This window comes from Halomonas sp. GXIMD04776 (genome assembly GCF_049808615.1).
In the GTDB taxonomy this organism is placed as follows: Bacteria; Pseudomonadota; Gammaproteobacteria; order Pseudomonadales; family Halomonadaceae; genus Modicisalibacter.
The window spans coordinates 1-25,992 of the sequence record NZ_JBNCAN010000023.1; the positions used below are offsets into that span (position 1 = coordinate 1).

The 25,992-nt window shown below is 58.7% G+C and carries 26 protein-coding genes and 1 riboswitch; of the genes, 23 read left to right on the forward strand and 3 right to left on the reverse strand.

The window, feature by feature from the left end; translation table 11 throughout:
* Positions 1-140: 140 nt before the first annotated feature.
* Positions 141-2,147 carry a transketolase gene (gene tkt, locus ACPF7Z_RS15030; protein WP_425194068.1) on the reverse strand — a complete coding sequence of 669 codons (2,007 nt, stop codon included), beginning with the start codon at positions 2,145-2,147 and terminating at the stop codon, positions 141-143.
* 368 nt (positions 2,148-2,515) lie between these two features.
* Between tkt and metK the strand changes: the two genes are divergently transcribed.
* The 12 genes from metK (at position 2,516) to ACPF7Z_RS15090 (ending at position 15,408) form a co-directional block, all read left to right on the forward strand.
* The gene (gene metK / locus ACPF7Z_RS15035; RefSeq protein ID WP_425194069.1) at positions 2,516-3,736 is read left to right on the forward strand and encodes a methionine adenosyltransferase; all 1,221 of its coding nucleotides are present in this window, start codon (positions 2,516-2,518) and stop codon (positions 3,734-3,736) included.
* A gap of 211 nt (positions 3,737-3,947) precedes the next feature.
* Positions 3,948-4,331: a hypothetical protein gene (locus tag ACPF7Z_RS15040; protein ID WP_425194070.1), complete on the forward strand. Its 384-nt coding sequence runs from the start codon at positions 3,948-3,950 to the stop codon at positions 4,329-4,331.
* A 183-nt stretch (positions 4,332-4,514) separates the two neighbouring features.
* Positions 4,515-4,599, forward strand: a riboswitch (S-adenosyl-L-homocysteine riboswitch).
* A gap of 16 nt (positions 4,600-4,615) precedes the next feature.
* Positions 4,616-6,025 carry an adenosylhomocysteinase gene (ahcY, locus tag ACPF7Z_RS15045; protein WP_425194071.1) on the forward strand — a complete coding sequence of 470 codons (1,410 nt, stop codon included), beginning with the start codon at positions 4,616-4,618 and terminating at the stop codon, positions 6,023-6,025.
* A 116-nt stretch (positions 6,026-6,141) separates the two neighbouring features.
* A complete protein-coding gene (locus ACPF7Z_RS15050; protein ID WP_425194072.1) occupies positions 6,142-7,383 on the forward strand; it encodes a cation:proton antiporter in 1,242 nt (413 codons plus the stop codon).
* A gap of 118 nt (positions 7,384-7,501) precedes the next feature.
* Positions 7,502-9,043 (forward strand): phospholipase D family protein, encoded by a 1,542-nt coding sequence (locus tag ACPF7Z_RS15055; protein WP_425194073.1) that lies wholly within the window; start codon positions 7,502-7,504, stop codon positions 9,041-9,043.
* Positions 9,044-9,114: 71 nt separating this feature from the next.
* Positions 9,115-10,857 carry a copper resistance system multicopper oxidase gene (locus tag ACPF7Z_RS15060; protein ID WP_425194074.1) on the forward strand — a complete coding sequence of 581 codons (1,743 nt, stop codon included), beginning with the start codon at positions 9,115-9,117 and terminating at the stop codon, positions 10,855-10,857.
* A 13-nt stretch (positions 10,858-10,870) separates the two neighbouring features.
* Positions 10,871-11,638, forward strand: coding sequence for a copper resistance protein B (locus ACPF7Z_RS15065; RefSeq protein ID WP_425194075.1), 768 nt, complete (start codon positions 10,871-10,873; stop codon positions 11,636-11,638).
* 52 nt (positions 11,639-11,690) lie between these two features.
* Positions 11,691-12,179, forward strand: a complete 489-nt coding sequence (locus ACPF7Z_RS15070; RefSeq protein WP_425194076.1) for a cupredoxin domain-containing protein — start codon at positions 11,691-11,693, stop codon at positions 12,177-12,179.
* A 1-nt stretch (position 12,180) separates the two neighbouring features.
* Positions 12,181-12,846 (forward strand): response regulator transcription factor, encoded by a 666-nt coding sequence (locus ACPF7Z_RS15075; RefSeq protein WP_425194077.1) that lies wholly within the window; start codon positions 12,181-12,183, stop codon positions 12,844-12,846.
* Complete coding sequence (locus tag ACPF7Z_RS15080) at positions 12,827-14,167, forward strand: sensor histidine kinase (protein WP_425194078.1); 1,341 nt, start codon at positions 12,827-12,829, stop codon at positions 14,165-14,167. The genes ACPF7Z_RS15075 and ACPF7Z_RS15080 overlap by 20 nt, the downstream gene beginning before the upstream one ends.
* A 47-nt stretch (positions 14,168-14,214) precedes the next feature.
* On the forward strand, positions 14,215-14,571 hold the full coding sequence (locus tag ACPF7Z_RS15085; protein ID WP_425194079.1) for a copper-binding protein: 357 nt from the start codon (positions 14,215-14,217) through the stop codon (positions 14,569-14,571).
* A gap of 96 nt (positions 14,572-14,667) precedes the next feature.
* Positions 14,668-15,408: a TVP38/TMEM64 family protein gene (locus ACPF7Z_RS15090; RefSeq protein ID WP_425194080.1), complete on the forward strand. Its 741-nt coding sequence runs from the start codon at positions 14,668-14,670 to the stop codon at positions 15,406-15,408.
* A 59-nt stretch (positions 15,409-15,467) separates the two neighbouring features.
* Here the strand turns inward: ACPF7Z_RS15090 and ACPF7Z_RS15095 are convergent, their stop codons facing one another.
* Complete coding sequence (locus tag ACPF7Z_RS15095) at positions 15,468-15,893, reverse strand: hypothetical protein (RefSeq protein ID WP_425194081.1); 426 nt, start codon at positions 15,891-15,893, stop codon at positions 15,468-15,470.
* Positions 15,894-16,059: 166 nt separating this feature from the next.
* On the reverse strand, positions 16,060-16,479 hold the full coding sequence (locus ACPF7Z_RS15100) for a c-type cytochrome (RefSeq protein ID WP_425194082.1): 420 nt from the start codon (positions 16,477-16,479) through the stop codon (positions 16,060-16,062).
* A gap of 396 nt (positions 16,480-16,875) precedes the next feature.
* Here ACPF7Z_RS15100 and ACPF7Z_RS15105 point away from each other — a divergent pair, with 396 nt between their 5' ends.
* From ACPF7Z_RS15105 to ACPF7Z_RS15155, 11 genes are all read left to right on the forward strand, one after another.
* The gene (locus tag ACPF7Z_RS15105) at positions 16,876-17,601 is read left to right on the forward strand and encodes a cytochrome c biogenesis CcdA family protein (RefSeq protein WP_425194083.1); all 726 of its coding nucleotides are present in this window, start codon (positions 16,876-16,878) and stop codon (positions 17,599-17,601) included.
* Positions 17,602-17,752: 151 nt separating this feature from the next.
* The gene (locus ACPF7Z_RS15110) at positions 17,753-18,364 is read left to right on the forward strand and encodes an RNA polymerase sigma factor (RefSeq protein WP_425194084.1); all 612 of its coding nucleotides are present in this window, start codon (positions 17,753-17,755) and stop codon (positions 18,362-18,364) included.
* Positions 18,365-18,544: 180 nt separating this feature from the next.
* Entirely contained in the window at positions 18,545-19,000 is a 456-nt protein-coding gene (locus ACPF7Z_RS15115) for a YHS domain-containing protein (RefSeq protein ID WP_425194085.1), read from the forward strand.
* Positions 19,001-19,009: 9 nt separating this feature from the next.
* A complete protein-coding gene (locus ACPF7Z_RS15120) occupies positions 19,010-19,654 on the forward strand; it encodes a methyltransferase family protein (protein WP_425194086.1) in 645 nt (214 codons plus the stop codon).
* Between the two features lie 187 nt (positions 19,655-19,841).
* Positions 19,842-20,300: a hypothetical protein gene (locus tag ACPF7Z_RS15125; protein ID WP_425194087.1), complete on the forward strand. Its 459-nt coding sequence runs from the start codon at positions 19,842-19,844 to the stop codon at positions 20,298-20,300.
* A 194-nt stretch (positions 20,301-20,494) separates the two neighbouring features.
* Positions 20,495-20,749: an SHOCT domain-containing protein gene (locus ACPF7Z_RS15130; RefSeq protein WP_425194088.1), complete on the forward strand. Its 255-nt coding sequence runs from the start codon at positions 20,495-20,497 to the stop codon at positions 20,747-20,749.
* A 48-nt stretch (positions 20,750-20,797) separates the two neighbouring features.
* Positions 20,798-23,017, forward strand: a complete 2,220-nt coding sequence (locus ACPF7Z_RS15135) for a copper-transporting P-type ATPase (protein WP_425194089.1) — start codon at positions 20,798-20,800, stop codon at positions 23,015-23,017.
* A gap of 2 nt (positions 23,018-23,019) precedes the next feature.
* A complete protein-coding gene (locus ACPF7Z_RS15140) occupies positions 23,020-23,265 on the forward strand; it encodes a DUF2933 domain-containing protein (RefSeq protein ID WP_425194090.1) in 246 nt (81 codons plus the stop codon).
* Entirely contained in the window at positions 23,258-24,958 is a 1,701-nt protein-coding gene (locus tag ACPF7Z_RS15145; protein ID WP_425194091.1) for a DUF3141 domain-containing protein, read from the forward strand. Before ACPF7Z_RS15140 ends, ACPF7Z_RS15145 begins: the two co-directional genes overlap by 8 nt.
* 38 nt (positions 24,959-24,996) lie before the next feature.
* A complete protein-coding gene (locus ACPF7Z_RS15150) occupies positions 24,997-25,332 on the forward strand; it encodes a cation transporter (protein ID WP_425194092.1) in 336 nt (111 codons plus the stop codon).
* Between the two features lie 204 nt (positions 25,333-25,536).
* Positions 25,537-25,977: a DUF411 domain-containing protein gene (locus ACPF7Z_RS15155; protein WP_425194093.1), complete on the forward strand. Its 441-nt coding sequence runs from the start codon at positions 25,537-25,539 to the stop codon at positions 25,975-25,977.
* The last annotated feature ends 15 nt before the right edge of the window (positions 25,978-25,992 follow it).

Below are 25,992 nucleotides of genomic sequence, written 5' to 3' on the forward strand. Positions count from 1 at the left end.
TGGCGCGGAACTTGACGTTGGGCATGGCACTGTCTGGGTGAATGGCGATATTCGCTATATTGCCATGCAGTTCAGTAGGTTAGAAGCATTCCTGGGGGCCGGTCTCACGGATTCAGGTTTATAACTTTTCGATCACACCTCTAAGCGGTGGCGCTTTCTTCCAGCAGTTGCTCGACCTGCTCCACGACGTTGTCTACGGTGAAGCCGAAGTGCTTGAAGAGCGCTTCCGCCGGGGCGGATTCGCCGAAGCTGTGCATGGCGACAATGCGCCCGGTGAGCCCCACATACTTGTACCAGTAGGCGTAGTGGCTGGCCTCGATGGCCACCCGCCGTGTCATGGCTGGCGGTAGCACCGAGTCGCGATAGCTGGCGGGCTGGGCGTCGAACACATCGGTGGAAGGCATCGACACGACGCGCACCGCCTTGCCCTTGGCTTCTAGCGCGTTGGCGGCCTCCATGGCCAGGCCGACCTCGGAGCCGGTGGCGATCAGAATGACCTCGCAAGGCTCGTCGCTGTCCTTGAGCACGTAACCGCCGCGACGGATCTCCGCCAGCTGATGCTTGTCGCGCTGTTGGTGAGGCAGATTCTGCCGCGACAGTACCAGGGCCGTCGGCGCCCCTTGTCGTTTGAGCGCAATGCGCCAGGCTACGGCGGTTTCTACCGCATCCGCCGGACGCCAGGTCGATAGATTAGGGGTCGAGCGCAGCGCCCCCATCTGTTCGATCGGCTGATGCGTCGGGCCATCCTCGCCCAGACCGATGGAGTCGTGGGTGAATACGTAGATGGTCTGCAGGTTCATCAGCGCTGCCAGGCGCACGGCGTTATGCATGTACTCCATGAAGGTCAGGAAGGTAGCACCATAGGGGATGAACCCGCCGTGGGCGGCAATCCCGTTCATGATCGCGCCCATGCCGAATTCGCGCACCCCGTAATGCAGATAGTTGCCGTCGTGATGATCGCGATTGATGGCCCGAGCATCCTTCCAGAAGGTCAGGTTGGAAGGAGCCAGGTCGGCGCTGCCGCCGAATAGCTCCGGCAACTGAGGGCCAAGTTCGTTCAGGCAGGCCAGTGAAGCCTTGCGGCTGGCAATGCTCTCGCCACGCTCCTGAGTGTCCTCGACGAGTTTCTCGGTACTGAGTGTCGTGGGCAACTCGCCCTTGAGGCGCCGCTTGAGTTCCTTGGCAAGCTCTGGGTGCGCCTCCTGATAGCGCTCGAAGCGCGTGTCCCAGTCGTTCTCGGCTTGCTGGCCGCGGGCGCTAGCATCCCAGCCCTTGTAGATGTCTTCCGGGACGTGGAAAGGCGCATGCTCCCAGCCCAACTGTTCCCGGGCAGCGGCGACCTCGTCATCGCCCAGAGGCGCACCATGGGTCGCCTCGGTGCCCTGCTTGTTGGGGGCGCCAAAACCGATGATGGTCTTGCAGATGATCAGGCTGGGGCGATCGGTGTGAGTCCGCGTCAGTTCGATGGCGGCCTTGATCTCCTCGGGCTTGTGGCCATCGACGTTGGGCACCACGTGCCAGCCGTAGGCCTCGAAGCGCTTGGCAGTGTCGTCGGTGAACCAGCCCTCGACCTCGCCATCGATGGAGATGCCGTTGTCATCGTAGAAGGCGGTCAACTTACCCAGGCCCTGAGTACCGGCCAGGGAGCAGGCTTCATGCGAGATGCCTTCCATGAGACAGCCGTCACCCAAAAACACATAGGTTTGGTGATCGATAATGGCATGGCCCGGCTGATTGAATTGCGCCGCCAGGGTGCGCTCGGCAATGGCCATGCCCACGGCGTTGGCCAGCCCTTGTCCTAATGGCCCAGTCGTGGTTTCGACGCCCGGGGTGTAGCCCAATTCCGGGTGCCCTGGGGTCTTGGAGTGCAGCTGGCGAAAATTCTGCAGATCCTGAAGGGCAAGCTCGTAGCCGGTCAGATGCAGCAACGAATAGAGCAGCATGGAGCCATGACCGTTGGATAGCACGAAACGATCACGGTCGGCCCAGTGTGGATTGGCCGGGTTGTGCTTGAGGTAATCGTTCCATAACACTTCGGCGATATCGGCCATGCCCATGGGGGCGCCGGGGTGGCCGGACTTGGCCCTCTGTACGGCATCCATGGACAGCGCACGGATGGCATTCGCCAACTCGAAACGGGACGGCATCGTAAAGCTCCTAGCCTGAGGCAAATGAACAGAAGTAGCTGCTGATTGCCACTACCGGTTCGTCAGTGTGGTACCGACCACAGGCCGGCATGAAGGATTCGGGTGCTTATTGTCGCCGAGTTGTGAGTATCCATCAAATGCATGAGGTCGATTTTGATCCGGGTCGCCAGGCTGGCACAGACGTGACGCGCCGGTTTTGGGATCGCTAGGCAGCCGCCGAGGGAGCGTGTAGACTTTTTGCATCCAGGCCCAGCGCAGTCCAGCGGTCTTTGTCTGCGGTGACGTGATTCTCCGGCATCCGGCGCCGCAATATTGTTTGTTTGCTTTTTTCGTCACCCACAAGGGTGCCAAGGAGGGTCGAAGAGGCCATGAGCGAATACTCCCTGTTTACGTCTGAATCCGTGTCCGAAGGGCATCCCGACAAGATTGCCGATCAAATCTCCGATGCAGTACTTGATGCGATCATCGCCCGGGACAAACAGGCACGAGTCGCCTGTGAAACCATGGTCAAGACGGGGGTGGCGATCGTTGCCGGCGAGATCAGCACCAATGCCTGGGTCGATCTCGAGGAACTGGTGCGCGAGGTAATTCTCAATATTGGCTACGACTCCTCGGATGTCGGTTTCGATGGCGAAACCTGTGGCGTGCTCAACCTGATTGGCAAGCAGAGTGTGGACATCGCTCAAGGCGTCGATCGCGGCAAACCCGAAGATCAGGGCGCCGGTGATCAGGGGCTGATGTTCGGCTATGCGACCAACGAGACCGATTCCTACATGCCGGCGCCGATTCATTATGCTCATCGGCTGGTCGAGCGCCAGGCGGAGTTGCGAAAGAGCGGCATGCTGCCCTGGCTGCGCCCCGACGCCAAGAGCCAGGTGACCTTCCGCTATGGCGAGGACGGCAAGCCTCAGGGGGTAGAGGCAGTGGTGCTTTCCACCCAGCACGATCCAGAGATCGCTCAGGAGGATCTGCGCAAGATGGTCAGACGCGAGATCATCGAGCAAGTACTGCCGGCGGAATGGCTATCCGACAAGACGCAGTTCCACATCAATCCTACCGGCAAGTTCGTTATCGGTGGTCCGGTGGGGGATTGTGGTCTGACCGGACGCAAGATCATCGTGGATACCTATGGCGGCATGGCACGTCATGGCGGCGGGGCGTTTTCCGGCAAGGACCCCTCCAAGGTCGATCGCAGCGCGGCCTATGCGGGGCGCTACGTAGCCAAGAATCTTGTCGCGGCTGGGCTGGCCGATCGCTGTGAGATACAGGTCTCCTACGCCATTGGCGTAGCGGAGCCGACATCGGTATCGATCAATACCTTCGGTACGGGCCGCATTAGCGATACCAGAATCGTCGAACTGGTACGCGAACACTTCGATCTGCGCCCGTTTGCCATTGCCAACATGCTCGATCTGCAGCATCCGATGTATCGTCTCACCGCGTCCTACGGCCATTTCGGTCGCGAGCCTTTCGAACACAGTTATACCTGGAAGGATGTGCAGGGTGAAACGCACACCGAGACGTTCACCGCCTTCCCTTGGGAGAAACTCGACAAGGTCGAAGCGCTGCGCGCCGCCGCAGAACTCTGACGCTCGCAAGGAGCGCCTCTTGCCACAAGCCGTCAAGACGGCTTGTGGCGTTTTCAGGCTCAGGCGGCTGAGAATGTGCAAATTCAACGATGAGTCGCGCGCTTTATGGCACAAAAGTGCACTTGAGGGCGTTGTCCTGGACACTTCCTTGAAACCGGGTCCATAGTCATTGGCGAAGGAATCCGATCAAATGGACATGAGGATGTGAACCATGGAAAACCGCAAGATTATGTTGATTGCCGCGCTCACGCTTTCCGGCGCTCTGCTTGTCGGCTGCGGCGATGACGAGGCCGAGCCCGAGCAGTCCACCACCACGGAATCCGCCACCAATCAATCGGAACCAGCCTCGGAGAATGCGACTTCTACGTCCGGTAACACGAGTTCCGGCAGTGGCGGCGAAAGCTCTGACGACATGTCCGGTAGCGGAAGCAGTTCAAGTGAATCTTCTGATTCCCAGATGCAATCCGACGATACCAACGCCAGCGCTAGCGGCACGAAAACACCTCAGAACGATCAAGCTCAGCCGTCCGGCCAGGATAATCAAAGCCAGCCGGAAGCCAGCGCTGAAGGCACGTCGGAAGAAAGCACGAACTAAGATACTTCAGGTGTTTCAGCTTTCCAGACAAACGCCGATGTTCAAGAAGGTGGCTAGTGGATAGCCGCCTTCTTTCTTTTCGATGCTGCCCGAGATCGATGAATTGGCGCACCAACGTTGAAAAAGAACGCATAGTGTAGTGAACTTGCCCGGCGCCAATGCCTCATTGGCGCCTCGTTGCTGCTGTCCGAGGGGCGCTGCAGTGCATGACCAAACTCATGCACGAGGCTCGGACAGGATGGCGTAAACGCAACGGCGCCCATTCCCCGGAATGGAGTAAGACGATGACAGCCATGGCCAACCCCGACGCTGCCACTCAAGACTATAAAGTCGCCGATATTTCTCTGGCCGATTGGGGCCGTCGCGAAATTCGCATCGCCGAGACCGAAATGCCGGCGCTGATGAAGATTCGTGCCAAGTACCGTGATCAGCAGCCGCTCGCCGGCGCTCGCATTGCCGGTTGTATTCACATGACCATTCAGACTGCGGTATTGATCGAGACCCTGATCGAACTGGGGGCCTCGGTGCGCTGGTCCTCCTGCAACATCTTCTCGACCCAGGATCAGGCCGCCGCGGCGATCGCCGTCGCTGGCATTCCCGTGTTCGCCTGGAAGGGCGAGACCGAGGAGGAGTTCTGGTGGTGCATCGAGCAGACCGTGGAAGGCGCCGACGGCTGGACCCCCAACATGGTACTCGACGATGGCGGTGATCTGACTGCGCTGCTCCACGACAAGCGCCCGGAACTTCTGAAGAACATCCACGGCATCTCCGAGGAGACCACCACCGGCGTGCATCGCCTGCAGGAAATGCTGCGGGACAGCACTCTCAAGGTGCCGGCGATCAACGTCAACGATGCGGTGACCAAGTCCAAGAACGACAACAAGTACGGCTGTCGTCACAGCCTGAACGATGCCATCAAGCGCGGTCTCGACCATCTGCTTTCCGGCAAGCAGGCCCTGGTGGTGGGTTATGGTGACGTGGGCAAAGGCTCCGCCGCCTCGCTGCGTCAGGAAGGCATGATCGTCAAGGTCACCGAGATTGATCCGATCTGTGCCATGCAGGCCTGCATGGACGGTTTCGAGGTGGTCTCCCCTTATCGCGATGGCCACAATCAGGGCGTCGACAGCATCGATCATGATTTGCTGGGCAAGATCGATCTGGTGGTGACCTGCACCGGCAACGTCAACGCCTGCGACGCCCCCATGCTCAGAGCGCTCAAGAAAGGCGCGGTGGTATGTAACATCGGCCACTTCGATAGCGAGATCGATACCGCCTACATGCGCCGTCAGTGGCACTGGGAGGAGGTCAAGCCCCAGGTTCACAAGATCTACCGTGACAGCGATCCCGGCGACTTCGACCCCACCAGCGGCGACTACCTGATCCTGCTCTCCGAAGGGCGTCTGGTGAACCTGGGCAATGCCACGGGCCACCCGTCGCGGATCATGGACGGCTCCTTCGCCAACCAGGTACTGGCACAGATCCATCTTTTCGAGCGCCGCTTCGCGGACCTCACCGATGATGACAAGGCCGGAGGTCTTTCGGTCACCGTGCTGCCCAAGCACCTCGATGAGGAGGTGGCGCGCTACATGGTAGAAGGCTTCGGCGGGGTGATCACCCGCTTGACCGACGAGCAGGCCAAGTATACCGGCATGGCGGTAGACGGGCCGTTCAAGCCGGATGAGTATCGCTACTGAGTCGATTCGCTGATTCAACGTTACAGCGCCGCCTTCGGGCGGCGTTCTTGCATGCTACCCTAGTGCCTGGCGGCGTCATCACCGGTTAAGAACAACGACGGCACAAGGAAGGGCCCATGCTGGATCTCATTGCGATCATCGTCACGCTCACGGCGGTTCTTGCCTGGTTCAATCATCAGTTCATTCGCTTGCCTACCACCATCGGCGTCATGGCCATCGCCCTGGTGCTCTCCGCGGGAATGCATGGCTTGTCTTGGCTGGGCTTCACCGCTCTTGAGAATCGCGCCGAAAGCCTGCTGTCGCAGATCGACTTCAACAAGCTGCTGATGGACGGGATGCTGTCGTTCTTGTTATTTGCTGGTGCCCTGCACGTCGATCTGGACCGGCTCAAGCGCTACCGCTGGTCGATCGGCTTCCTGGCCACCCTAGGGGTAGTGATCTCGACCCTTGCCATTGGTTCCGCTGCCTATTTCCTGCTCGGTTTCTTTGGCTTCGCGGTGCCCTGGATGTACTGCCTGGTGTTCGGGGCGCTGATCTCGCCGACGGACCCCATCGCCGTGCTGGGCATCCTGCGCAAGGCCAATGCGCCGGTGGACCTGGAGCTGCGCATTGTCGGTGAGTCGCTGTTCAACGATGGCGTGGCCGTGGTGGTTTTTATCCTGTTGTTGGGGGCTGCTGCTGGCAGCGAGGCGCTAACCTTTACCCATGCCGGTAAGCTGTTCCTCCTCGAAGCCGGCGGCGGTATCGCCTTGGGATTGGTAGTCGGAGGCCTGGCCTATTGGTTGATGCGTAGCATCGACGAGTATCGCATCGAAGTGCTTATCTCCCTGGCGATAGTATTTGGGGGCTACGCTCTGGCACTGCACCTGCATGTCTCGGGGCCCATTGCCATGGTGGTGGCTGGCTTGCTGGTCGGTAATGAGGCCCGCAAGAGCGCCATGTCGGATACGACCCGTGAACAGCTCGATGCCTTCTGGGAGCTAGTCGATGAAATCCTTAATACCCTCCTGTTTGTGATCATCGGCCTCGAAGTATTGCTGATCCCCTTCGAAACGGGCCATCTATGGGTCGGTGCAGGGCTGATCGTGGTGCTGTTGATAGTACGTTTCGCGACCATCGGCGTGCCGGTACTGCTTCTGCGCGATCAACTGGGCTTCCGTCGCGGCTCTGCGCGCATCCTGACCTGGGGCGGCCTGCGCGGTGGTATCTCCGTCGCCCTGGCGTTGGCCATTCCCAGTGGCGAGACTCGGGACGTGCTACTCACGGTGACCTATTTGATCGTACTGTTCTCGATCCTGGTTCAGGGGCTGACCATCGGTCGTGTCGTCAGTGCGCTACTGGATAAGCCAAACAAGTAAGAACGCTGCAGAAATAGCATCTTCAATCTTTGTCGAGCGTTGATTGCGTGCTGGATACGTCACCCTCGCGATGCCTGGTTTTGGCGTAAGATGTCAAAAATTGTAACGTGGCGTGGCCGTGAAACCAGGCAAGCTGTTACTTCTGCTATTCCTGGTCGGAACATGGCTAGGGGGCTGCAGCACGGTCGAGGTGGCTCGAACGCCTTCCATGGCATTGACCTCCAAAGCAGCCGAGACAACCTATCTAGGCAACTGGGCCGGCCAGGCGACCAAGGAGCATCAAGGGCTGAGCGGTGTACAGCTGCTCAGTGATGGCCCGCGGGCCTTCGCCCTGCGAGCCGCACTGGCGGAGCACGCTCAGCAGACACTGGATGTGCAGACCTACATCCTTGAGAATGACCGATCCGGACGCGCATTGCTCAAGCGCATGCTGCATGCCGCCGAACGCGGTGTTCGCTTGCGACTGCTGTTGGACGATACCGCGAGCTTGGGTAAACAGCGCCTGCTGGCTGCGTTCAATTCTCACCCCAATATCCAGGTGCGGGTTTTCAACCCAGTCACCGCAGGGCGCCATAGCCCGCCGCTTTATTATCTGGCACTGGCCACGGATTTCGATCGCAAGCATCGGCGTATGCACAACAAGCTATGGGTCACCGATGGGTCGGTCGCCATTACCGGGGGGCGCAACCTGGCCAACCGTTACTTCGAGGTCGCAGACAAGCTCAACTTCAACGATCTGGATGTCCTGGCCATCGGGCCGGTGGTGAACGCGCTATCCGGCAGCTTCGATCGCTTCTGGAATCACCCCATGGCAGTGCCGCTACACTATTTCGAGCAAGCTGCCACAACCGCCTGGCGCGAGCTTCTTGTCGAGCTCAGTGACGATGCCAGGCAGGGCAATGCGCTCTCGTCACAACCGACGGCGCGACGTTTGGCGGGGGAACCCGCTCAGTCGTTATTGAAATCACTGGTCTGGACCCAGGCTATCGCCCTATGGGACCCACCCGAGAAACTCGAGGCCGAGGGATATCCGGCGCTCGAGATGACGCTGCTCGATCAGTTACGCGATGCCTTTCATCAAGTGGAGCACCGCTTGCTGATCATCTCGCCCTATATCGTGCCGACCCAGGCCAGCCTCGACTATCTGCAGTCGCTACGCGAGCGGGATGTCACGTTGACAATACTTACCAACGCCCTGGAAGCTACGGATCTACCTGTACTGCACGGCGCCTACGCCCCTCGGCGATCCACATTGCTGGCCAATGGAGTGCGGCTGTTCGAGCTGCAAGCGAAGCCTTCCGAAGAAACCGTTCAGCGTGGCAAGGGCGAGATCACCAGCCTGCATACCAAGGCCATCGCCTTCGATGATGAGCGGGTATTCATCGGCTCCCTCAATGCCGATCCTCGCTCGGTATGGTGGAACAGCGAGGTCGGCCTGCTGATCGATAGTCCTGTGTTGGGTGAGAAGTTGTGGGCATTGGCGAAGCAAGGAACGGCACCTGGGCGCAGCTATGAAGTTCTCCTGAGGGACGACGGTCATCTGCACTGGCGAACCGAGGTGGACGGGCGCCTGGTGATACTGGAAGAGGAGCCCGGAAGCACCTGGCGCCATCTCAAGGCCTGGATGCTCGAGGTGCTGGGTATCGAGCATCTGCTGTAGGGAGATCATTCAGCTTATTTTCAGTCTGCTGTGCCACGCTAGCGATCATTTGTTCGTCAGGAATTTAGTGCATGGCATCGCCAACATCGACGCTATCCCGTCGTCAGCTACTCAAGATCGCCTCCGCCCTGGGCCTGTCGACTGCTGCGCTGGGGCTGCGTCCCGCATGGGCAAACCCCAGTGGCATCAGTAACGTCTATCCCCATGGCGCCGTGCAAGGCCGTGATATATCGCTTGCGGTACGCCGTGAATCGTTGCCCATTGCCGGTAGAAAGGCTCGACCCATCACCCTCAATGGCACCAGCCCAGGGCCATTGATTCGCCTGCGTGAAGGACAGGACGCCTTGCTCAAGGTCGCCAATCTGCTCGATGAGGATACCTCGGTGCACTGGCATGGCCTGATTTTGCCGCCGGAGATGGATGGGGTGCCGGGAATCAGCTTCGCCGGCATCGCCCCCGGAGAAACCTTCACCGCGCGCTTTCCGGTCAATCAGAACGGCACCTACTGGTATCACAGCCACTCGGGGCTGCAGGAGCAACTCGGTCACGCCGGCCCGATGATCATCGACGCCGCGCAGCCCGAGCCGTTCTCCTACGATCGCGAGCATGTGTTGCTGCTGACCGACTGGACCCATGAAGAACCGGAAGCGGTGTTTCGCAATCTGAAAGTGGCGGAAGGCTATTACAACTACCAGGAGCGCACTATCGCCGATTTCTTTAATGATGTGGCGAAGAACGGTCTTGCCGATACCCTGGCGCAGCGCTCGATGTGGGAACAGATGCGCATGAGCTCCCGGGATATCGCTGACGTCACCGGGAGCACCTATACCTATCTGTTGAACGGCCATGCTGCCAACGACAACTGGACGGCGCTGTTCAGGCCCGGTGAAAAGCTGCGCCTACGGGTGATCAATGGCTCGGCGATGAGCTATTTCGATGTGCGCATTCCGGGACTCAAGATGACCGTGGTCGCCGCGGATGGCCAGCCGGTGCAGCCGGTGCCGGTCGATGAGTTTCGCATTGCCGTGGCGGAAACCTATGACGTGCTCGTCGAGCCCGAGGCGAATCATGCCTATACGATCTTCGCGGAATCCATGGATCGTAGCGGCTATGTGCGGGGCACGCTCGCGCCACGCCTGGGCATGGTGGCGCCCATTCCGGAGCGTCGCCGGATCGCCGATCGTGGCATGGAATCGATGGCCGGGCATGGCGGTATGGATCACTCGGCCATGACAGATAGGGACGACTCCGGCATGTCAGGCATGGGCCACTCGGGCATGCCGGGCATGGATCACTCGAGCATGCCAGAGGGCGGTTCCGGCGGCTTGTTGCCAGCCGGTACGGCACAGCCTGGGTCGCGCTATGACCAGCCGGGGATCGGTATCGACCCTCATGAGCGTCGCGTGCTCACCTACGGCGATCTGAAGGCCAACTCCCCTTGGCCGGATCAACGTCCGCCGGGACGCGAGCTGGAGTTGCAGTTGACCGGCAACATGGAACGCTACATGTGGTCCTTCGACGGCAAGAAGTTCAGTGAGGTCGATGGCCCCATCCTCTTCGAGCATGGCGAGCGGCTGCGATTGATCTTCTTCAATACCACCATGATGGAGCACCCCATTCACCTGCATGGCATGTGGATGGAACTGGAAAATGGCGCCGGTGAGCTGATTCCACGCAAGCACACCCTGAACGTCAAGCCCGGCGAGCGCGTCTCCGCCCTGGTCAGTGCCGATGCGCCGGGAAGCTGGGCGTTTCATTGTCATCTTCTCTATCACATGGATGCCGGCATGTTCCGGGTCGTCAGGGTCGCTTGAGGAGCTTTAGTCGATGCGGTTTATTGCAAAAGAATTAGCCGGTGCAAGCGTACTGGCGATGATGCTGGCAGTACCGGCACAGGCCGATGATTACGACGCGCCGCCCGGCTGGGGAGCGCCGATGACGGAGCACAATTTCGGCACCTTCCTGGTCGATCGTCTGGAATATGATTGGAACGACGAGAATGAGGAGGCCGTGGTCTGGGGCTTCCAGGGCTGGTACGGCGGCGACATCCAGCGTGTCTATATCAAGGGCGAAGGCACAAATGTACAGGGTGACGGCGAGGACGCCGAGTTCGAGTCTCTCGATCTGCTCTATAGCCACTTGATCGCCGACTTCTGGGAGTTGCAGGGCGGCGTCGGTTATCAAGGCGGCATTGCCTCAAACGATCATCCCGAACGTGGCTTCGCTGTGCTGAGTCTGTTCGGCCAGATGCCCTATCGCTTCGAGGTTGACACTTCTCTCAGAGTCAGTGACGAAGGCGATGTGTCCGCGGATTTCGAGGCCGAATACGACCTGCGCTTGACACAAAAAGTCTACATGCAGCCGCGTACCGAGATTACCGTAGCCGCCCAGGATGTGCCGGAATTCGGTGTGGGCGAAGGACTCAACTCCGCACGCCTCGGCCTGCGGCTTCGCTACGAAATTTCCCGCAAATTTGCCCCTTATATCGGCGGCTACTGGCAAAAACAATACGGTGATACGGCCGACATGTCTCGAGAAGTAGGCAACGCAACGGAAGGTACCGGCGTCGTTGCCGGTGTGAGAATGTGGTTCTAAATAAACCTGTGTAAACCACCATCCAACCCATGAATCTTTTTGAGGTAATACCATGCGTCATCTGTTGTTAGTGATCATACTAGGACTGACTACTACAGCCGCCTTGGCCGGCGCTGGTCATGGCGGAAGTGAACAGGACATACCAGAATCGGAAATCGACCGGACCATCAGCGTGACGGCGGGTGATCTCTGGTTCAAGCCCGATGATCTTTCCATTGCGCCAGGGGAAACAGTGAAGTTCGTCATCGAGAATGTCGGCAACATCGAGCACGAATTCGTCATCGGGGCTGCTGATGCGCAAAAAGAGCATCGCGAGATGATGCTAAATATGGCATCCGGCGACGGTGGACACCACGACATGTCAGCAGGCCATCACAGCGCGGGGAAAGACGTCATGCCAGCCGTCACGGTGGCCAGTGGTGACACCAGGACACTCGTCTGGACAGCGCCTGATACGGCAAATGGTGACCTTATCTATGCCTGCAATATTGCCGGCCATTTCGAAGGCGGCATGCACGGCAAACTGAGCGTAAAGGGTTGAGATGAGGCTATTGCTTGTCGAGGACGATGACCTATTGGCCGATAGTCTGTCGGAAGCACTGGAAGACGAAGGCTATCGGGTGGACGTTGCCGGTCTGGTGCGCGAGGCGGATGCCTTGATGAATAGTGAGGACTATAGCCTCGCGATACTCGACCTTGGACTACCGGATGGCTCGGGTCTCGAGCTGTTAAAACGGTGGCGACGCAATGGTCGCCATCTGCCCATTCTCGCCTTGACCGCCCGGGACAGCTGGGAGGACAAGGTGGAAGGCCTGCACGGTGGCGCGGACGACTACCTGACCAAGCCCTATCATGAGGCTGAACTATTGGCCCGACTGCATGCCCTGCTGCGCCGAGGCAGCCGCGCTGTGGAAACCACCCTGAATGTCAATGGCATCGCCCTGGATGAAGCGACCAAGCGCGTGTGCGATGTCGATGGCACCTGGCATATCCTGACCGCGACCGAATACTGCCTGTTGCGTTACCTGATGCGCCATCCGGATCGCGTACTCTCCAAGGGGCAATTGCTGGAACAGCTTTATACGCTGGAGCAGGATGCCGCCGCCCCTAACCTGGTCGAGGTGTATGTGGGGCGACTGCGACGGCTACTGGGCAAGAACCATATCCAGACGCGGCGTGGGCAGGGCTATGTCTTTCCTTCCCTTTGATCGCCGCAGCCTGCGCTTCAATCTACTGATCCGGCTAGGGTTGGTGGCACTGGTCATCGTGGGGATTACCTGGTTTCTGCATGGCATCCTGTTGCGGGATCTGGCCTGGGAGTTCTTGGGCGACCGGTTGCGTCAGGAGGCTCGCTACACGCTCGACCGGGTAGAGCGCCTGGAAGGGGCGCCTGGGCAATGGCTGGAATCGGACTCGCCGACCAGAGAGGTCTTTCATCATCTTTATGTCTTGCGCATCGGTGACCGGACCTACTCATCGCATCCGGACTGGCTCGCGTCCTTGGAGCCGTATCTGGACGATGGGGATGCACGGCTTTTCGAGGTGCAATGGCAGGGGCGCCAACTGCTCGTCTACCGAGACAGTCTCGAATTGAATGGCAAGCCTGGGGTGTTGCTGGTGGGGGAGGACTTCGCACAGGTGGAGGAAGGCCTGGGGGCGCTGCACTGGTGGGTGGGGGGTATTGCGGGTCTGGTTCTTATACTGCTGATCTTGATGAATCTGTTAGCGGTCAATCGTAGCCTTCGCCCCTTGGCGCGTTTGCAGCACCAGCTCACCGAGTTTCAGACAGGTCAACGCAAACGACTCGATCTTGACTGCCCCTCCGAACTGGACGGTTTGCTCATACAGCTGAACCACTTCATGGATGAATTACAGCGCCGTCTGCAACGCTCCCGGGAAGCGGTCGCCAATCTTTCGCATACGCTGCAAACCCCGCTGGCGGCCGTCACCCAAGTGCTGAGAGGGCGGCGACCAATCGACGATCAGCGACGCCAGCGCATGCTCGAGCGCCTTGAAGGAATGCAGGCTCAACTGGCCTCGGAATTGCGCCGGGCACGCTTCGCCGGCCCGGGCAGTGCCCAGCATGCAGTGGTCGCCCAGGAGGTGTGCACCCTGGTCGAGATGATGCGCACGCTCTATCCCGATAAGCACTTCGAACTCGACCTGGGGCTACCGCCGGAACACAGCGTCGTGGTGGAGCGCCAGGACCTCAACGAGATGCTCGGTATCGTGCTGGATAACGCGGGCAAATGGGCCCGGGCGCATGTGACCTGTCGCATAGGCCAGGGTTCGAATCAGGACCTGGTGTTCGAGGTAGAGGACGATGGGCCTGGGGTGCAGGCATCCGCACTATCGCAGCTCGGTCAACGTGGTAAACGCCTGGATGAAAGCATCCCCGGGTACGGGCTGGGGCTGGCGATTCTGAAGCAGATCGTCGTGCAGTATCGCGGCGAAGTGACGTTTTCTGCGTCACGTGAGGGGGGGTTATGTGTGCGTATCGCACTGCCCTTTTATAGAGGCACCGAATAAAAGCTGAACCCGTTGTACGACACCACTACCGAAACAAGGAAATTGATATGACCAACTCTATTCGCTATCTATTGACTACCGCTGCATTGTTCACCGCTTTTGTGGCACTGCCCGCCAGCGCCGATAGCAACCATGACGATCAGAAGCACGGCTCTGAAATGCACCAGTCGATGAATGCACAAATGGCGCAGGGGCAGGGCACCGTCAAGGCGCTACATCCTGAAAAACAAGAAGTGATCCTGACCCATGGCCCCATCGAATCGTTCGGCTGGCCGGCGATGACCATGCCGTTCAAGGTGGCGGACAGTGCCTCGATGAAGGAGCTTTCCGTGGGTGACGAGGTTCGCTTTGAAATCAAGAAGTCCGGCAACGACATTACCATCACCGAGATTTCGCAGCAGTAACCAGCCGAATTACAAGGTAAAGGCGGGTCGACCCAATGATTTTAAAAGGGTCCTTCTTCTGCTTACGTCAGGCGTGATTGCCAATGAGTAGCATCGATGCCTCTTGGTAGCGGGAATAGGGCTATAGAACGCCCTGCCAAACGGCCTTGGCGGCTCATCCTGTTGGGGATGGCGATACTAGCCATTTTTCTCGTAACGGCGCTGGTATTGTGGCGAACCGGTGTGCTCGAGGTCCTGCGGGATGGCCAGGAGCTTGAGCAGGTGGTGACACGACTCGGGCCCTATGGCCCGGCGTTGGTCATCGGGCTCATGACGCTAGCGATCGTCATGAGCCCGATACCCAGCGCCCCCATCGCTCTGGCCTCCGGCGCGGCCTATGGCCATGCTTGGGGTACGCTCTATGTGGCCATCGGTTCCGAAGCCGGTGCGCTGATCGCCTTTACCATCGCTCGCCTCATCGGCCACGATGCAATGAGGGCGTGGCTGGACTCGCGTCTATCCACCGGCTTTCTGCACCGCTTCATGACCTCGCAAAACGCCTTGATGATGGTTGTCTTTGCCACACGCCTGATGCCTTTTCTTTCCTTCGATCTTGTTAGCTACGCCATCGGCCTGACTCCCCTCAGGGCCTGGCGCTTTGCCATCGCAACCTTGTTGGGCATCCTGCCGGCAAGCTTTCTGCTGGCCCACTTCGGCGACGAACTCGCCTCTGGTGATTGGCAACGCATAGGCCTGACGGTGCTCGTCCTCGGAGGGATCACGCTTCTGCCCGTGGCTTGGAAAATGGCACCGTCCCGCTATCGAAGGGCCTTGAGGCAATGGTTGCGTTTGAGATGACAAACGAAGAAACGCCCCGGTGTTGTCACCGAGGCGTCACGAGGGTGGCGTGAGGAAGGCTATTCGCTGTCGTCCTGCATGGATTGCTGGGCCTGCATGTGCTCCATCATCTGCTGCTGCATGCTCTGCATCATGTCCATGCATTGCTGCATCATTTTCTGGCGTTGCTCGGGGTCCATGTTCTGCATGTTCTGGCCCATGCCGCCCATGGACTGATGCATCTGCTGCATTTGCTCCATGTGCTGTTGCATCAATTGCTGGCGTTGCTGCGGATCTTGCGTGTTGTGAAACTGCCGCATCGTGCCTTGCATTCCCTGCATGCGCTGCTGCATGTCACCCCGATTCATCATCCCCATGCCTTGCCCCATGCCATGATTCATTCCCGAGCCAGCATCTTGCTGGTTGGAAGAAGCATCCTGCTGGGCATAAGCCAGGGGCAAGGACAATAAGGCCGCCATAGCGACGGTAAATACGAGCTTTTTCATGACACTCTCCTTTGTATTGAATGGCTTGATAACCAAACACACTCAGGTTAGACATTATATCTGAAAATAAACTGAAAACACTGGATCAGAATCTTGCCTTAGGTCAAGGTTCAGTCAAAGCTATCAACCTTTGCCGTGCATTCCGTGAGTCGATTGTGCGTAGAAGCTAGAGTCCTCCTCTGTCGAGCCATGCCTCGTAGATCCGCTTGTTCCATTTGCTCTGGAAGTAGGCAATGGTGGCCTTCTTGTCATCGTCGGAAAGTTCGTCTTCGAACGCCGGCATTTGCCCGCCAATGGAAGCACCGCCCTTATTGATGGTGCGCATCAGCATGTCAAGGGAATGATGCCAGGCATGAGCGGAACCGTTGAGGGGTGGGGGAGGGTAGGAGCCATCTTCCAGCGGTGTCCTCCAGTTGAAGGTACCTTGGGCACTTCTGCCATGGCATTCGGCGCAGCTTTCCAAGAATACCGTCTTGCCCCGATCGACCTGAGACTGGGTATACCATCGCCCGTCCACTTTTTCTTCGCCACAGCCGCTGATCAATGCGACCAGAAGAATGCTCAATGAAACGTTTGCCAAACGCATCGTGTTCCGTGCTCCTTGATTTCTTGCGAGTGCCATAAGCCGACTCCGTCGGCTATGAGACGCCATGATTGCTTGCTGATGGCAAAACAGAAAAGGACATAATTATCATCTTTTGCTCACGGTTTTCAAAAGCATTTGAGGGCTTTCAAGTCGGATGTTTTTATTTTTAATGGTATTCAGAAAAGATTCAGCTTCAGCACGTAAACTTGCTGAATTTTGAAAAAGCATGATGGGCAATGCGCAGGTCCTTACCTTTGGCCAACTTACAGGTTTTATGCTTATTAGCCGACGCCTATCTTTTTTGACCGTTGGCAGCACGATACCTTCGGGTCGGGTGTTGCATGGAGTCATTGAGATCGCCTGTCGTCGACTGTTCCGATTTTAGGTGATACCGGCTTGGATACACTTTCCTCTATCGGTCTATTGGGTGCCCTTGTGGGTGGGCTGCTTTCCTTCTTCTCTCCCTGCACCTTGCCGCTGTTGCCGGCCTACTTATCGGTGGTCACCGGGGGTAGCGCCGGGAAACAGGACAAGCGCCTCGAGGCCATGATCCTGAGCATGTTTTTCGTATTGGGGTTCAGCGTGGTATTCATCCTGCTGGGTCTTGGCGCCAGCAGCATCGGCCAGTTGCTACGCGGCTATCGACAGGAATTGAACTGGGTCACCGGGTCCGTGGTGATCCTGTTAGGGTTATTCATGACCGGCGCACTGCGCATGTCGTTCCTGCAGCGCAACTTCCTGCAGTTCGCCCCGACTTTCCAGGGAGGTTCGCCCCTGTCGGCCACGGTCTTTGGTGTATCCTTCGCCATAGGCTGGACACCCTGTATCGGACCTATTCTCGGTGCCATCCTGATGGCGACCTCTACCGCTGCCAATGCCCAGTTGGGTATGATCTATCTCAGCGCCTACTCCTTGGGCATGGCGATTCCCTTCCTGATCAGCACGCTATTGGTCAATCGCTTCGCAAGGCACAGTAAACGGCTGGGCAGATGGAGCGCCTACGCTCGTCCTATCGCCGGCGGTATCCTTGTTCTCATGGGGCTGGCCATCGTCAGCGGCACCCTGACGCGCCTGACGAGCGTATTGACCGATTGGTTTCCGTTTCTTGCGACTATCGGCTGAGAGGAGGTCACTATCTTCGTCGGGCAGCAAGCCAATCCGCTGATCTACCGAATGATCCTCGAAGTTTCCCTATTTCGATGCGTAAGCTCAGTTTCCGCGCTGAGCGTCAGGCATCTCGTCTCATTCCATTGTGTTCATAACGGAAGCCAAAATGTCCCAGGATAACGACAGCAATGCAGCCAATGATGCCGTACACACGGTGATAGTAGAGGTGCACCAAAACCTATTGAAATTTTTGATATGTCGGCTGGGAAACGAGGATGAAGCCGCCGACGTTTTGCATGATTTCTACGTCAAGGTGCTTACACGAGTCGACGATATTCGCGACACACAAATGTTGCGCGCCTGGATGCATCGGGTGCTGGAAACGACCTTGGTCGATTATTATCGTACGCAAAGTAGTAGACGTCATATCGAAAGAGATTATTCGTATCAAGAATCCCTAGTGTCGACTGACGAAGACGATCTGGATTTCATTATTTGCGTCTGTCTCTACAAGTTGCTGCCGACCTTGAAAGCAGAGTATGCGAATGTCCTCTGGCGCGCCGACCTGGTGGGTGAATCTCGTGAAGGCCTTGCCGCCGCGCTCGATATCACCGTGAGCCATTTACGGGTACGTTTGCATCGAGCCCGTCAAGCATTACGACAGCGCCTGGAAGAAACCTGCCGAACCTGTCCTATGCACGGTTACCTGGATTGCCAGTGTGATTACAGCAAACATGCGCGAGCCGGAATCCAACAGGTCCCGGATGCACTGCCATAGCCATGCTACTGCAGCTGAAGCATCAAGTGGATTGATATTTTACGGCATCTACAAAAAGCTATCTATTAATGGCCGCCCTCTACTGTTCGAACGCATTTCCCCCTGGTTCCCCTTTGTTCATACCGTACCCCGAATTGCCATTCAGCGTTAATTCAGCCTGGCTGCATAGGCTGGAGACTGATGAAGATCAAGAGATACCCGCTTGCTTATTGGATGATCCATAGGTTTTGCCTGGCAACCAGTATCTCCGATGAAAAGCTGCGAAGGATAGATAGTAAAGGGGGAGATGTCATGGGAGAACTGGTTATGTACTTCATGCTCTGGGTAGGAGGCATCTTTCTAATGATGCGTTTTGGTCGTGGTGCTCACGTGATGGACCATGAGCGTAGTAAGGCTATGCACGGTGAGGGAGCATCAGAGGGACAGGTGACCACCGAGGGCCTGCGTTGGGTTCCACCAGCCGACGACGTGGATCCCGTGTGTGGCAAGACCGTCAGCACCGAAAAGGCCAAATCCAGCGTGCACGATGGCCTTGTCTATTATTTCTGCTCGCGTGACTGCCGGGAACGCTTCGAGGCTGCGCCAGCGCAATATCTCGTCATTGATGAGGACAAGCGCCTCAATCGAAATAACTGAGCCTAGGCCATGAACGAATCTATCAACCATACCGGGGCCTGGGGCCTTGCGCTCATCGTCATCGTGTTGGTGTCCTGGTTCTTCTATCGCTATTTCGCCCCGAAGAACTGGCGCGAATGGGCTGGTGCCGGCGCGGTACAGGCCTTCATCATCGCGCTCTACGCCGAGATGTACGGCTTTCCAATGACCATCTACCTTCTGGTGCGTTTCTTCGGCCTGGATAGCGAGTATGTCAGCGCCAGTCTCTGGTCGACGCTGGTGGGGCTGGGAGAAACCGGCATGCTGATCTCCATGTTGCTCGGTTACGGCCTGGCGTTTACCGGCATCGGGATATTCATCCAAGGCTGGCGGCAGGTGTACAAGGCGCGAGCCGATGATCGCCTGGTGACCGGCGGACTGTATGCCCTCGTACGCCATCCCCAATACACCGGTTTGTTCCTCGCCTTGTTCGGTGAGGGTGTGGTGCATTGGCCAACGCTCTTCTCGATCGGTCTGTTTCCGGTGATCGTGCTTGCCTATGTCTGGCTGGCCCATCGCGAGGAAAAGCAGATGCTGGCCCGGTTCGGCGACGCCTACCGCGCCTATCAGCGAAGGGTACCGATGTTCATTCCTCGCCGGGGCCAGTGGCGGGAACTGGCGGATACCTCGCGATGAGCCAAAGTTTCACTGATATTTACACAATTAATATCCAGCAAAAGCCGAACGCACTGTAACGCTCAGCACACTGAACCGTCTATTAGGTCACCAAGAACATTGCGAGCGACACGGGCGCTTCCGTAGGACACGTGTTTGAAATCTGGCTTTTGAAAACTGAGTGTTGAAATTCAAGTGGGAGACAACGATGCAAGTCGAAACATTGAGCGATGTCCTGGATTGGACCAAAGCGATCCACACCAACCTGGCGGATTGCCTGACCCACTGTGCCGAGGGCAGCGAGTGTGAACGGCTCAAGATGCTGCTGGATTATCTCGCCCAACATGAACGGGAGCTCAGCCGCGTCCTCACGCTGACCAAGCAGCATGCCACTCCTGCGGCGCTCAATACCTGGTGCTATGACTATTTCGAGAAGTATCCGGTCAAGCCCCATGAGGAGTGTCATGTCGAGTTTCGCGACATGGACACGCGGCAAGTTGTCGCCACCTTGCTCGCCGTGCATGAAAAGATCATTGGCTTATATCGCTACTTGCACCCACGCGCACAAGTGACGTCCTCCCGTGAGCTGCTCGAGCAGCTCTTGGAGCTTGAGGAACACGAAGCCATGCGTATTGCCCGGGATACGGCAAGGATGGAAGACCTGTAATGGCACCTCAGCGTCTCGCATCAACTCAAACGTTCAGAATTGCTTCATTCCCCTGGCAAAGAACCAAAAATTGACCAGGATCAAGAACAGCATGCCCTCACCGTTTCTTATCTTGACCTTTGGGTAACCCACAGGTTTTAGCTTGGTATCACGACTTGCCAACAGGGTTACCACGCATAAAAGGAGATCCAATCATGTGGGAAAATATGATGGCGCATATGGGGGATTACGGCTGGGCGCATATGCTCCTTGGCGGGCTGATGATGGTGGTGTTCTGGGGCGCCGTCATCGCCTTGGCTGTTTTCTTGGTGCGAAGTCTGATTCGAGGCCGGGACGATGGCGTTTCTCACCAGCGACCAACGGCACTGGATCTTCTGCAAGAGCGTTACGCCCGGGGCGAAATCGACCAGCAGGACTACGAGCAACGCAAGCGCGATCTTATGCATTGACGCTGTTTTATCCGCGCCATTGCGCCCACCAGAAGAGGGGGCTACCTAATGATACACCACGAGCACTGCCACCACGCTGAACGTGACGGAGTCGTCGCGCCGGTTCGCGGCGGTAAGTACGACAAGGTGCCGGCGGGGCATGCCGGCGCCGTCTACACCTGCCCGATGCATCCCGAGGTGCGCCAGACTAAGCACGGTGCATGCCCGCTGTGTGGCATGGGACTGGAGCTTGAATCGTCGGCGGTCGACGACGAGGGGCCGAATCCCGAGCTGGTGGATTTCACCCGCCGCTTCTGGGTCGCGGCCGCTCTCACGATCCCGGTGCTGGTGCTGGCGATGTCGCCCTATCTGGGCCTCACGGCGATCCGTGACTTCTTCGGTGAACGAAACGCGATGTGGCTCGAGCTGATGCTTAGCACCCCGGTGATCCTGTGGGCGGGCTGGCCATTCTTCGTGCGCGGCTGGAACTCGTTTCGCACCATGAACCTCAATATGTTCAGTCTGATCGGCATGGGAGTCGGCGCGGCCTATCTGTTCAGCATCGTCGCGGTGCTGGCGCCGGGCATCTTCCCCGAGGGCTTCCGCGATCCCGAAACCGGCCAAGTCGGTGTCTATTTCGAGGCCGCGGCGGTCATCGTCGCCCTGGTTCTGCTGGGCCAGATCATGGAGTTGCGCGCTCGTGAAGGCACCGGCAAGGCGATCCGCGCACTGCTGGACATGGCCGCCAAGACCGCCCGGGTGATCCGATCCGACGGCAGCGAGGAAGAGATCCCGCTGGAAGACGTGCAGGTGGGCGACCATCTGCGGGTGCGGCCCGGTGACAAGGTACCGGTGGACGGTGTGGTGGTCGAGGGCCGCTCTTCCATCGACGAATCGATGATCTCCGGCGAGCCGGTGCCGGTGGAAAAGGTCGACGGCGACAAGGTCACCGGGGCCACCATCAACGGCACCGGCAGTCTGGTCATGGAGGCCACCCGGGTTGGTGCCGATACCATGCTCAGCCAGATCGTCGAGATGGTGGCGAATGCTCAGCGCTCGCGAGCGCCAATTCAGAAATTCGCCGACAAGGTGGCGGGCAAGTTCGTCCCCGCCGTTATCGGCATCGCGATCCTTTCTTTCATTGCCTGGGCGATCTGGGGGCCGGCGCCGGCCTATGCCTATGCGCTGGTCTCGGCGGTGGCGGTGCTGATCATCGCCTGCCCTTGCGCCCTGGGGCTGGCCACGCCGATGTCGATCATGACCGCCACCGGGCGTGGCGCGCAGGCTGGCGTGCTGATCAAGAACGCCGAGGCGCTGGAGCGTTTCGCCAAGGTCGATACGCTGATGGTCGACAAGACCGGCACCCTGACCGAAGGCAAGCCGAAACTGGTGGCGGTGCTGCCTGAAACCGGGCACGACGAGACCGAGGTGCTGCGCCTGGCCGCAACGCTGGAAAAGGGCTCCGAGCACCCGTTGGCCGAGGCCATCGTCACCGGCGCCGAGGCGCGCGATGTCACGCTGGGCAAGGCCGATGATTTCGAGGCCGTGACCGGAATGGGCGTCAAGGGTGTGGTCGATGGCAAGCCGGTGGCACTGGGCAATGCCAGGCTGATGGCCGAACTGGGTCTCGACGGCGGTAAGCTGGCGGACACCGCCAATGCCCGTCGGGACGAAGGCGAGACGGTGATGTTCGTGGTGCTCGACGGCGCCATCGCCGGCCTGGTCAGCGTCGCCGACCCGGTGAAGGAGACCACCCCCGAGGCACTGAAGGCGCTGCACCAGCTGGGTTTCCGCATCATCATGGCCACCGGCGACAACGAGCGCACCGCAAAGGCGGTGGCCGGACGCCTGGGCATCGATGAAATCCGTGCCGATGTGATGCCCGAGGACAAGGCTCGCATCATCCGCGAATTGCAGGAGCAAGGCCGCAAGGTCGCCATGGCGGGGGATGGGGTGAACGATGCTCCTGCGCTGGCCCAGGCCGATGTCGGTATCGCCATGGGCACCGGCGCCGACGTGGCGATCGAGAGCGCGGGCTTTACGCTGGTCAAGGGCAACCTCGACGGCATCGTGCGCGCCCGCAAGCTGTCCCAGGCCACGATGCGCAACATCAAGCAGAACCTGTTCTTCGCGTTGATCTATAACGCGGCCGGCGTACCGATCGCCGCCGGGATTCTCTATCCATTCCTCGGCATCCTGATCTCGCCGATGTTCGCCGCCTTTGCGATGACCGCGTCATCCCTGTCGGTGGTCTTGAATGCGCTGCGTCTGCGTCGGGTGAGGATCTGACCATGGCCGACGACAAGCGCTGGTTGGACCGGCAGCCGAGTAAAGGGCGTTTCTTTCTGATTGTTGGGCTTTCGCTGGCCGCCATGGTCTTCCTGCTCTTCCTGCTCTGGGAGGAGCACAAGGTGCATCTGCTTGGCGCGCTACCCTGGCTGATTCTGCTCGCCTGTCCGCTGATGCATGTGTTCATGCACCGTGGGCACGGCTCGCATGGCGGCCATGATGATCACAATGGAGGGCGCGATGAGTAGTAATGTGTCGTCTTTTCCGATGCTTGAGTTGCTCACCTATCAAGTCGAGTTTTGGCAACGTAGCTTGCGCTACCTGAACACCCTGCGCGAGCGCGCAGACAACATGCTTGAGCATGAACGGATGGGCAAGCCACCACTGCTCGACTTCGACTACGAAACGATCCTGGACGGGCGCCGACTGGAACGCCCCGCCAACTACGCCCTGCTGCGCATCACCCGAGTTGGCGAGGAGTGTTTGGAAGACTGCCTCGACGAGACCAAGCCGCCGGTCATGGTCGTCGATCCGCGCGCCGGCCATGGCCCGGGCATCGGCGGCTTCAAGCGCGACTCCGAGGTCGGCATGGCTCTCCACGAAGGGCACCCAGTCTACTTCGTGATCTTCTTCCCTGAGCCCATCCCTGGGCAGACGCTGGAGGACGTGCTGCATGTCCTTCGGTGCTTCGTCGAGACGCTGGCCGAGCGGCACCCCGGCAAACCACCCGTGCTCTACGGCAACTGCCAGGCAGGTTGGGCCATCGCGCTGCTCTCCGCGGACTGTGAGGGCCTGGTCGGGCCGGCGGTGCTCAACGGCTCGCCGTTGTCCTACTGGTCCGGCGAATCCGGCGTCAATCCCATGCGCCTTGCCGGTGGACTGCTGGGCGGTGCCTGGCTGACCCATCTGCTGGCTGATCTAGGGGACGGGCGCTTCGATGGCGCGAATCTCGCCGCCAACTTCGAATCACTCAAGCCGGCGAATACCTTGTGGCAGAAGGATTATCAGCTGTTTGCCGACATCGACGGCCAGCGCGAGCGATTCCTCGAGTTCGAACGCTGGTGGACGGGCTTCTATAGCCTGAGCAAGCAAGAGATCACCGCTATCGTCGAGAATTTCTTCATCGGTAACAAGCTGGAACGTGGCGAACTCAAGCTCTGCCCCGGCTGTACCGTCGACCTCAAGCGCATCCGCAACCCCTTAGTGGTCTTTGCCTCCGACGGCGATAACATCACCCCGCCCCACCAGGCACTCAACTGGGTCCCGGCGGTATATCCGACCACCGAGGCACTCAAGGCCGCCGACCAGCGCATTGTCTACCTGCTCAACCCCCACGTCGGGCACCTGGGGATCTTCGTTTCCGCCAAGGTCGCACGCCTAGAACACCGGGCGATCCTCGAGAGTGTCGGCGATCTTAACGATCTCGCTCCGGGACTCTACGAACTGCGTATCGACAATCCCACCGGCGATTCCGATTGCCACAAGCCGCAGTTCCAGGTGCGGTTTGAGGAGCGCCGTGTAGAAGACCTGGGCTATCCCGACCAAGCGCCGGCGTTCGAGCAGGTACAAGCGCTTTCCAAGCACAACGTAGCCCTTTACGAGGCCTTCCTCGGACCTTGGGTGCGGCTATACACCACCTCCTGGTCGGCCGAGATGCTGCGTCAGCTGCATCCAGCACGTACCAGTCGGCTGATGTTCTCGGAGCGCTTTACTCCTTGGATGGGCGGCGTGAAGTGGCTGGCCGAGATGGTAGAGACCACGCCAACGCCGGTCGATAGCAGCAGCCCCTATCGGCAATGGGAGACGTTGATGAGCGACTCGATCGCCTCGGCGCTGGAGCTTGCCGGCACGACTCGCGATAGCTTTTTCGAGATGGCGTTTGAGGCGCTCTATGACGGGCCCTGGGCAGGTATGTCACGGGCAATGACCAGTCACGATTGATAGACGTTTTTTATTCACGAAAGGTCAGGAGGCCTCCCATGCACAACGAACATCGCCTTGGCGTCAGTGAAGCCAATCTAGTGATTCGGAAACTGAAGCTCGAGCCATGCAGCCAGCGAGGGCTCGAGATAGCGCTCCAGGAAATCGATCAGCTTTACGGTCTCGACAGAGTGGCTTTCGATGAAAAGAGGCGAATGCTTCGTCTGGACTACGATGCATCGCGGATCTGTATCGAGTGCGTCGAAGAGATCCTGAAAAGGCATTCGATCGACATCAGCCATGGTTGGTGGAATCGCTTCAAGGAAGAGCATTACCGGTTCGTCGATCAAAACATCAAGGACAATGCCGCCAAGGATCCCTGGAGCTGTCATTAGAGGCCATCCAATCATTTACGCATTTACTGTTCAGCTTCGATTCAGGGTTGAATCCTAGGTTAGAAGTATCTGCGGCGAAGGGGGATGCCATGTACGCCAAGGCGCCTTTACCTGGAATATTGGCCCATGCTCGAGTGGCATACATAGACTCCAAGCGCAGAGCTATCAGGAATCCATCTTTTTGCAAGCAGCCGAGGACATCTCATGAGAGCGACCTTCTCCACATTGTTCACCTCCACCTTGCTGCTGCTGGGCGCATCCGGTGCCCAGGCGGCGATCACCGACAGCGCCAGGCTTTACAAGAACCCCGCCTGTGCATGCTGCGATGGATATGCCCGACACCTGGAGTCCAAGGGAATCGATGTCGAGATCATCGATGATCAGGACCTCGGCCAGATTAAGATGGATGCGGGGATTCCACGAGGCCAAGGCTCATGCCACACGGTCATGCTGGGGGATTACATCATCGAGGGGCATGTACCTTTCGCGGCGATCGAGAAGCTGTTAGAGGAGCGCCCGGATATCGACGGGATCAGCCTGGCGGGCATGCCTCAGGGCACTCCCGGCATGCCGGGCACGCAACAGGCGCCTTACGAGATCATGAGTTTCGAGGGCAGTGAGACCTCTCCCTTTCTGACCCTTTAGGGGGCTAGGCGAGTT

What these genes read in the sequence shown, in the direction of transcription:
- tkt (WP_425194068.1), bottom strand. Translation starts at nt 2,147, where the DNA reads ATGCCGTCCCGTTTCGAGTTGGCGAATGCCATCCGTGCGCTGTCCATG.
- metK (WP_425194069.1), top strand. Translation starts at nt 2,516, where the DNA reads ATGAGCGAATACTCCCTGTTTACGTCTGAATCCGTGTCCGAAGGGCAT.
- ACPF7Z_RS15040 (WP_425194070.1), top strand. Translation starts at nt 3,948, where the DNA reads ATGGAAAACCGCAAGATTATGTTGATTGCCGCGCTCACGCTTTCCGGC.
- ahcY (WP_425194071.1), top strand. Translation starts at nt 4,616, where the DNA reads ATGACAGCCATGGCCAACCCCGACGCTGCCACTCAAGACTATAAAGTC.
- ACPF7Z_RS15050 (WP_425194072.1), top strand. Translation starts at nt 6,142, where the DNA reads ATGCTGGATCTCATTGCGATCATCGTCACGCTCACGGCGGTTCTTGCC.
- ACPF7Z_RS15060 (WP_425194074.1), top strand. Translation starts at nt 9,115, where the DNA reads ATGGCATCGCCAACATCGACGCTATCCCGTCGTCAGCTACTCAAGATC.
- ACPF7Z_RS15065 (WP_425194075.1), top strand. Translation starts at nt 10,871, where the DNA reads ATGCGGTTTATTGCAAAAGAATTAGCCGGTGCAAGCGTACTGGCGATG.
- ACPF7Z_RS15070 (WP_425194076.1), top strand. Translation starts at nt 11,691, where the DNA reads ATGCGTCATCTGTTGTTAGTGATCATACTAGGACTGACTACTACAGCC.
- ACPF7Z_RS15075 (WP_425194077.1), top strand. Translation starts at nt 12,181, where the DNA reads ATGAGGCTATTGCTTGTCGAGGACGATGACCTATTGGCCGATAGTCTG.
- ACPF7Z_RS15080 (WP_425194078.1), top strand. Translation starts at nt 12,827, where the DNA reads ATGTCTTTCCTTCCCTTTGATCGCCGCAGCCTGCGCTTCAATCTACTG.
- ACPF7Z_RS15085 (WP_425194079.1), top strand. Translation starts at nt 14,215, where the DNA reads ATGACCAACTCTATTCGCTATCTATTGACTACCGCTGCATTGTTCACC.
- ACPF7Z_RS15090 (WP_425194080.1), top strand. Translation starts at nt 14,668, where the DNA reads ATGCCTCTTGGTAGCGGGAATAGGGCTATAGAACGCCCTGCCAAACGG.
- ACPF7Z_RS15095 (WP_425194081.1), bottom strand. Translation starts at nt 15,893, where the DNA reads ATGAAAAAGCTCGTATTTACCGTCGCTATGGCGGCCTTATTGTCCTTG.
- ACPF7Z_RS15100 (WP_425194082.1), bottom strand. Translation starts at nt 16,479, where the DNA reads ATGCGTTTGGCAAACGTTTCATTGAGCATTCTTCTGGTCGCATTGATC.
- ACPF7Z_RS15110 (WP_425194084.1), top strand. Translation starts at nt 17,753, where the DNA reads ATGTCCCAGGATAACGACAGCAATGCAGCCAATGATGCCGTACACACG.
- ACPF7Z_RS15115 (WP_425194085.1), top strand. Translation starts at nt 18,545, where the DNA reads ATGAAGATCAAGAGATACCCGCTTGCTTATTGGATGATCCATAGGTTT.
- ACPF7Z_RS15120 (WP_425194086.1), top strand. Translation starts at nt 19,010, where the DNA reads ATGAACGAATCTATCAACCATACCGGGGCCTGGGGCCTTGCGCTCATC.
- ACPF7Z_RS15125 (WP_425194087.1), top strand. Translation starts at nt 19,842, where the DNA reads ATGCAAGTCGAAACATTGAGCGATGTCCTGGATTGGACCAAAGCGATC.
- ACPF7Z_RS15130 (WP_425194088.1), top strand. Translation starts at nt 20,495, where the DNA reads ATGTGGGAAAATATGATGGCGCATATGGGGGATTACGGCTGGGCGCAT.
- ACPF7Z_RS15135 (WP_425194089.1), top strand. Translation starts at nt 20,798, where the DNA reads ATGATACACCACGAGCACTGCCACCACGCTGAACGTGACGGAGTCGTC.
- ACPF7Z_RS15140 (WP_425194090.1), top strand. Translation starts at nt 23,020, where the DNA reads ATGGCCGACGACAAGCGCTGGTTGGACCGGCAGCCGAGTAAAGGGCGT.
- ACPF7Z_RS15145 (WP_425194091.1), top strand. Translation starts at nt 23,258, where the DNA reads ATGAGTAGTAATGTGTCGTCTTTTCCGATGCTTGAGTTGCTCACCTAT.
- ACPF7Z_RS15150 (WP_425194092.1), top strand. Translation starts at nt 24,997, where the DNA reads ATGCACAACGAACATCGCCTTGGCGTCAGTGAAGCCAATCTAGTGATT.
- ACPF7Z_RS15155 (WP_425194093.1), top strand. Translation starts at nt 25,537, where the DNA reads ATGAGAGCGACCTTCTCCACATTGTTCACCTCCACCTTGCTGCTGCTG.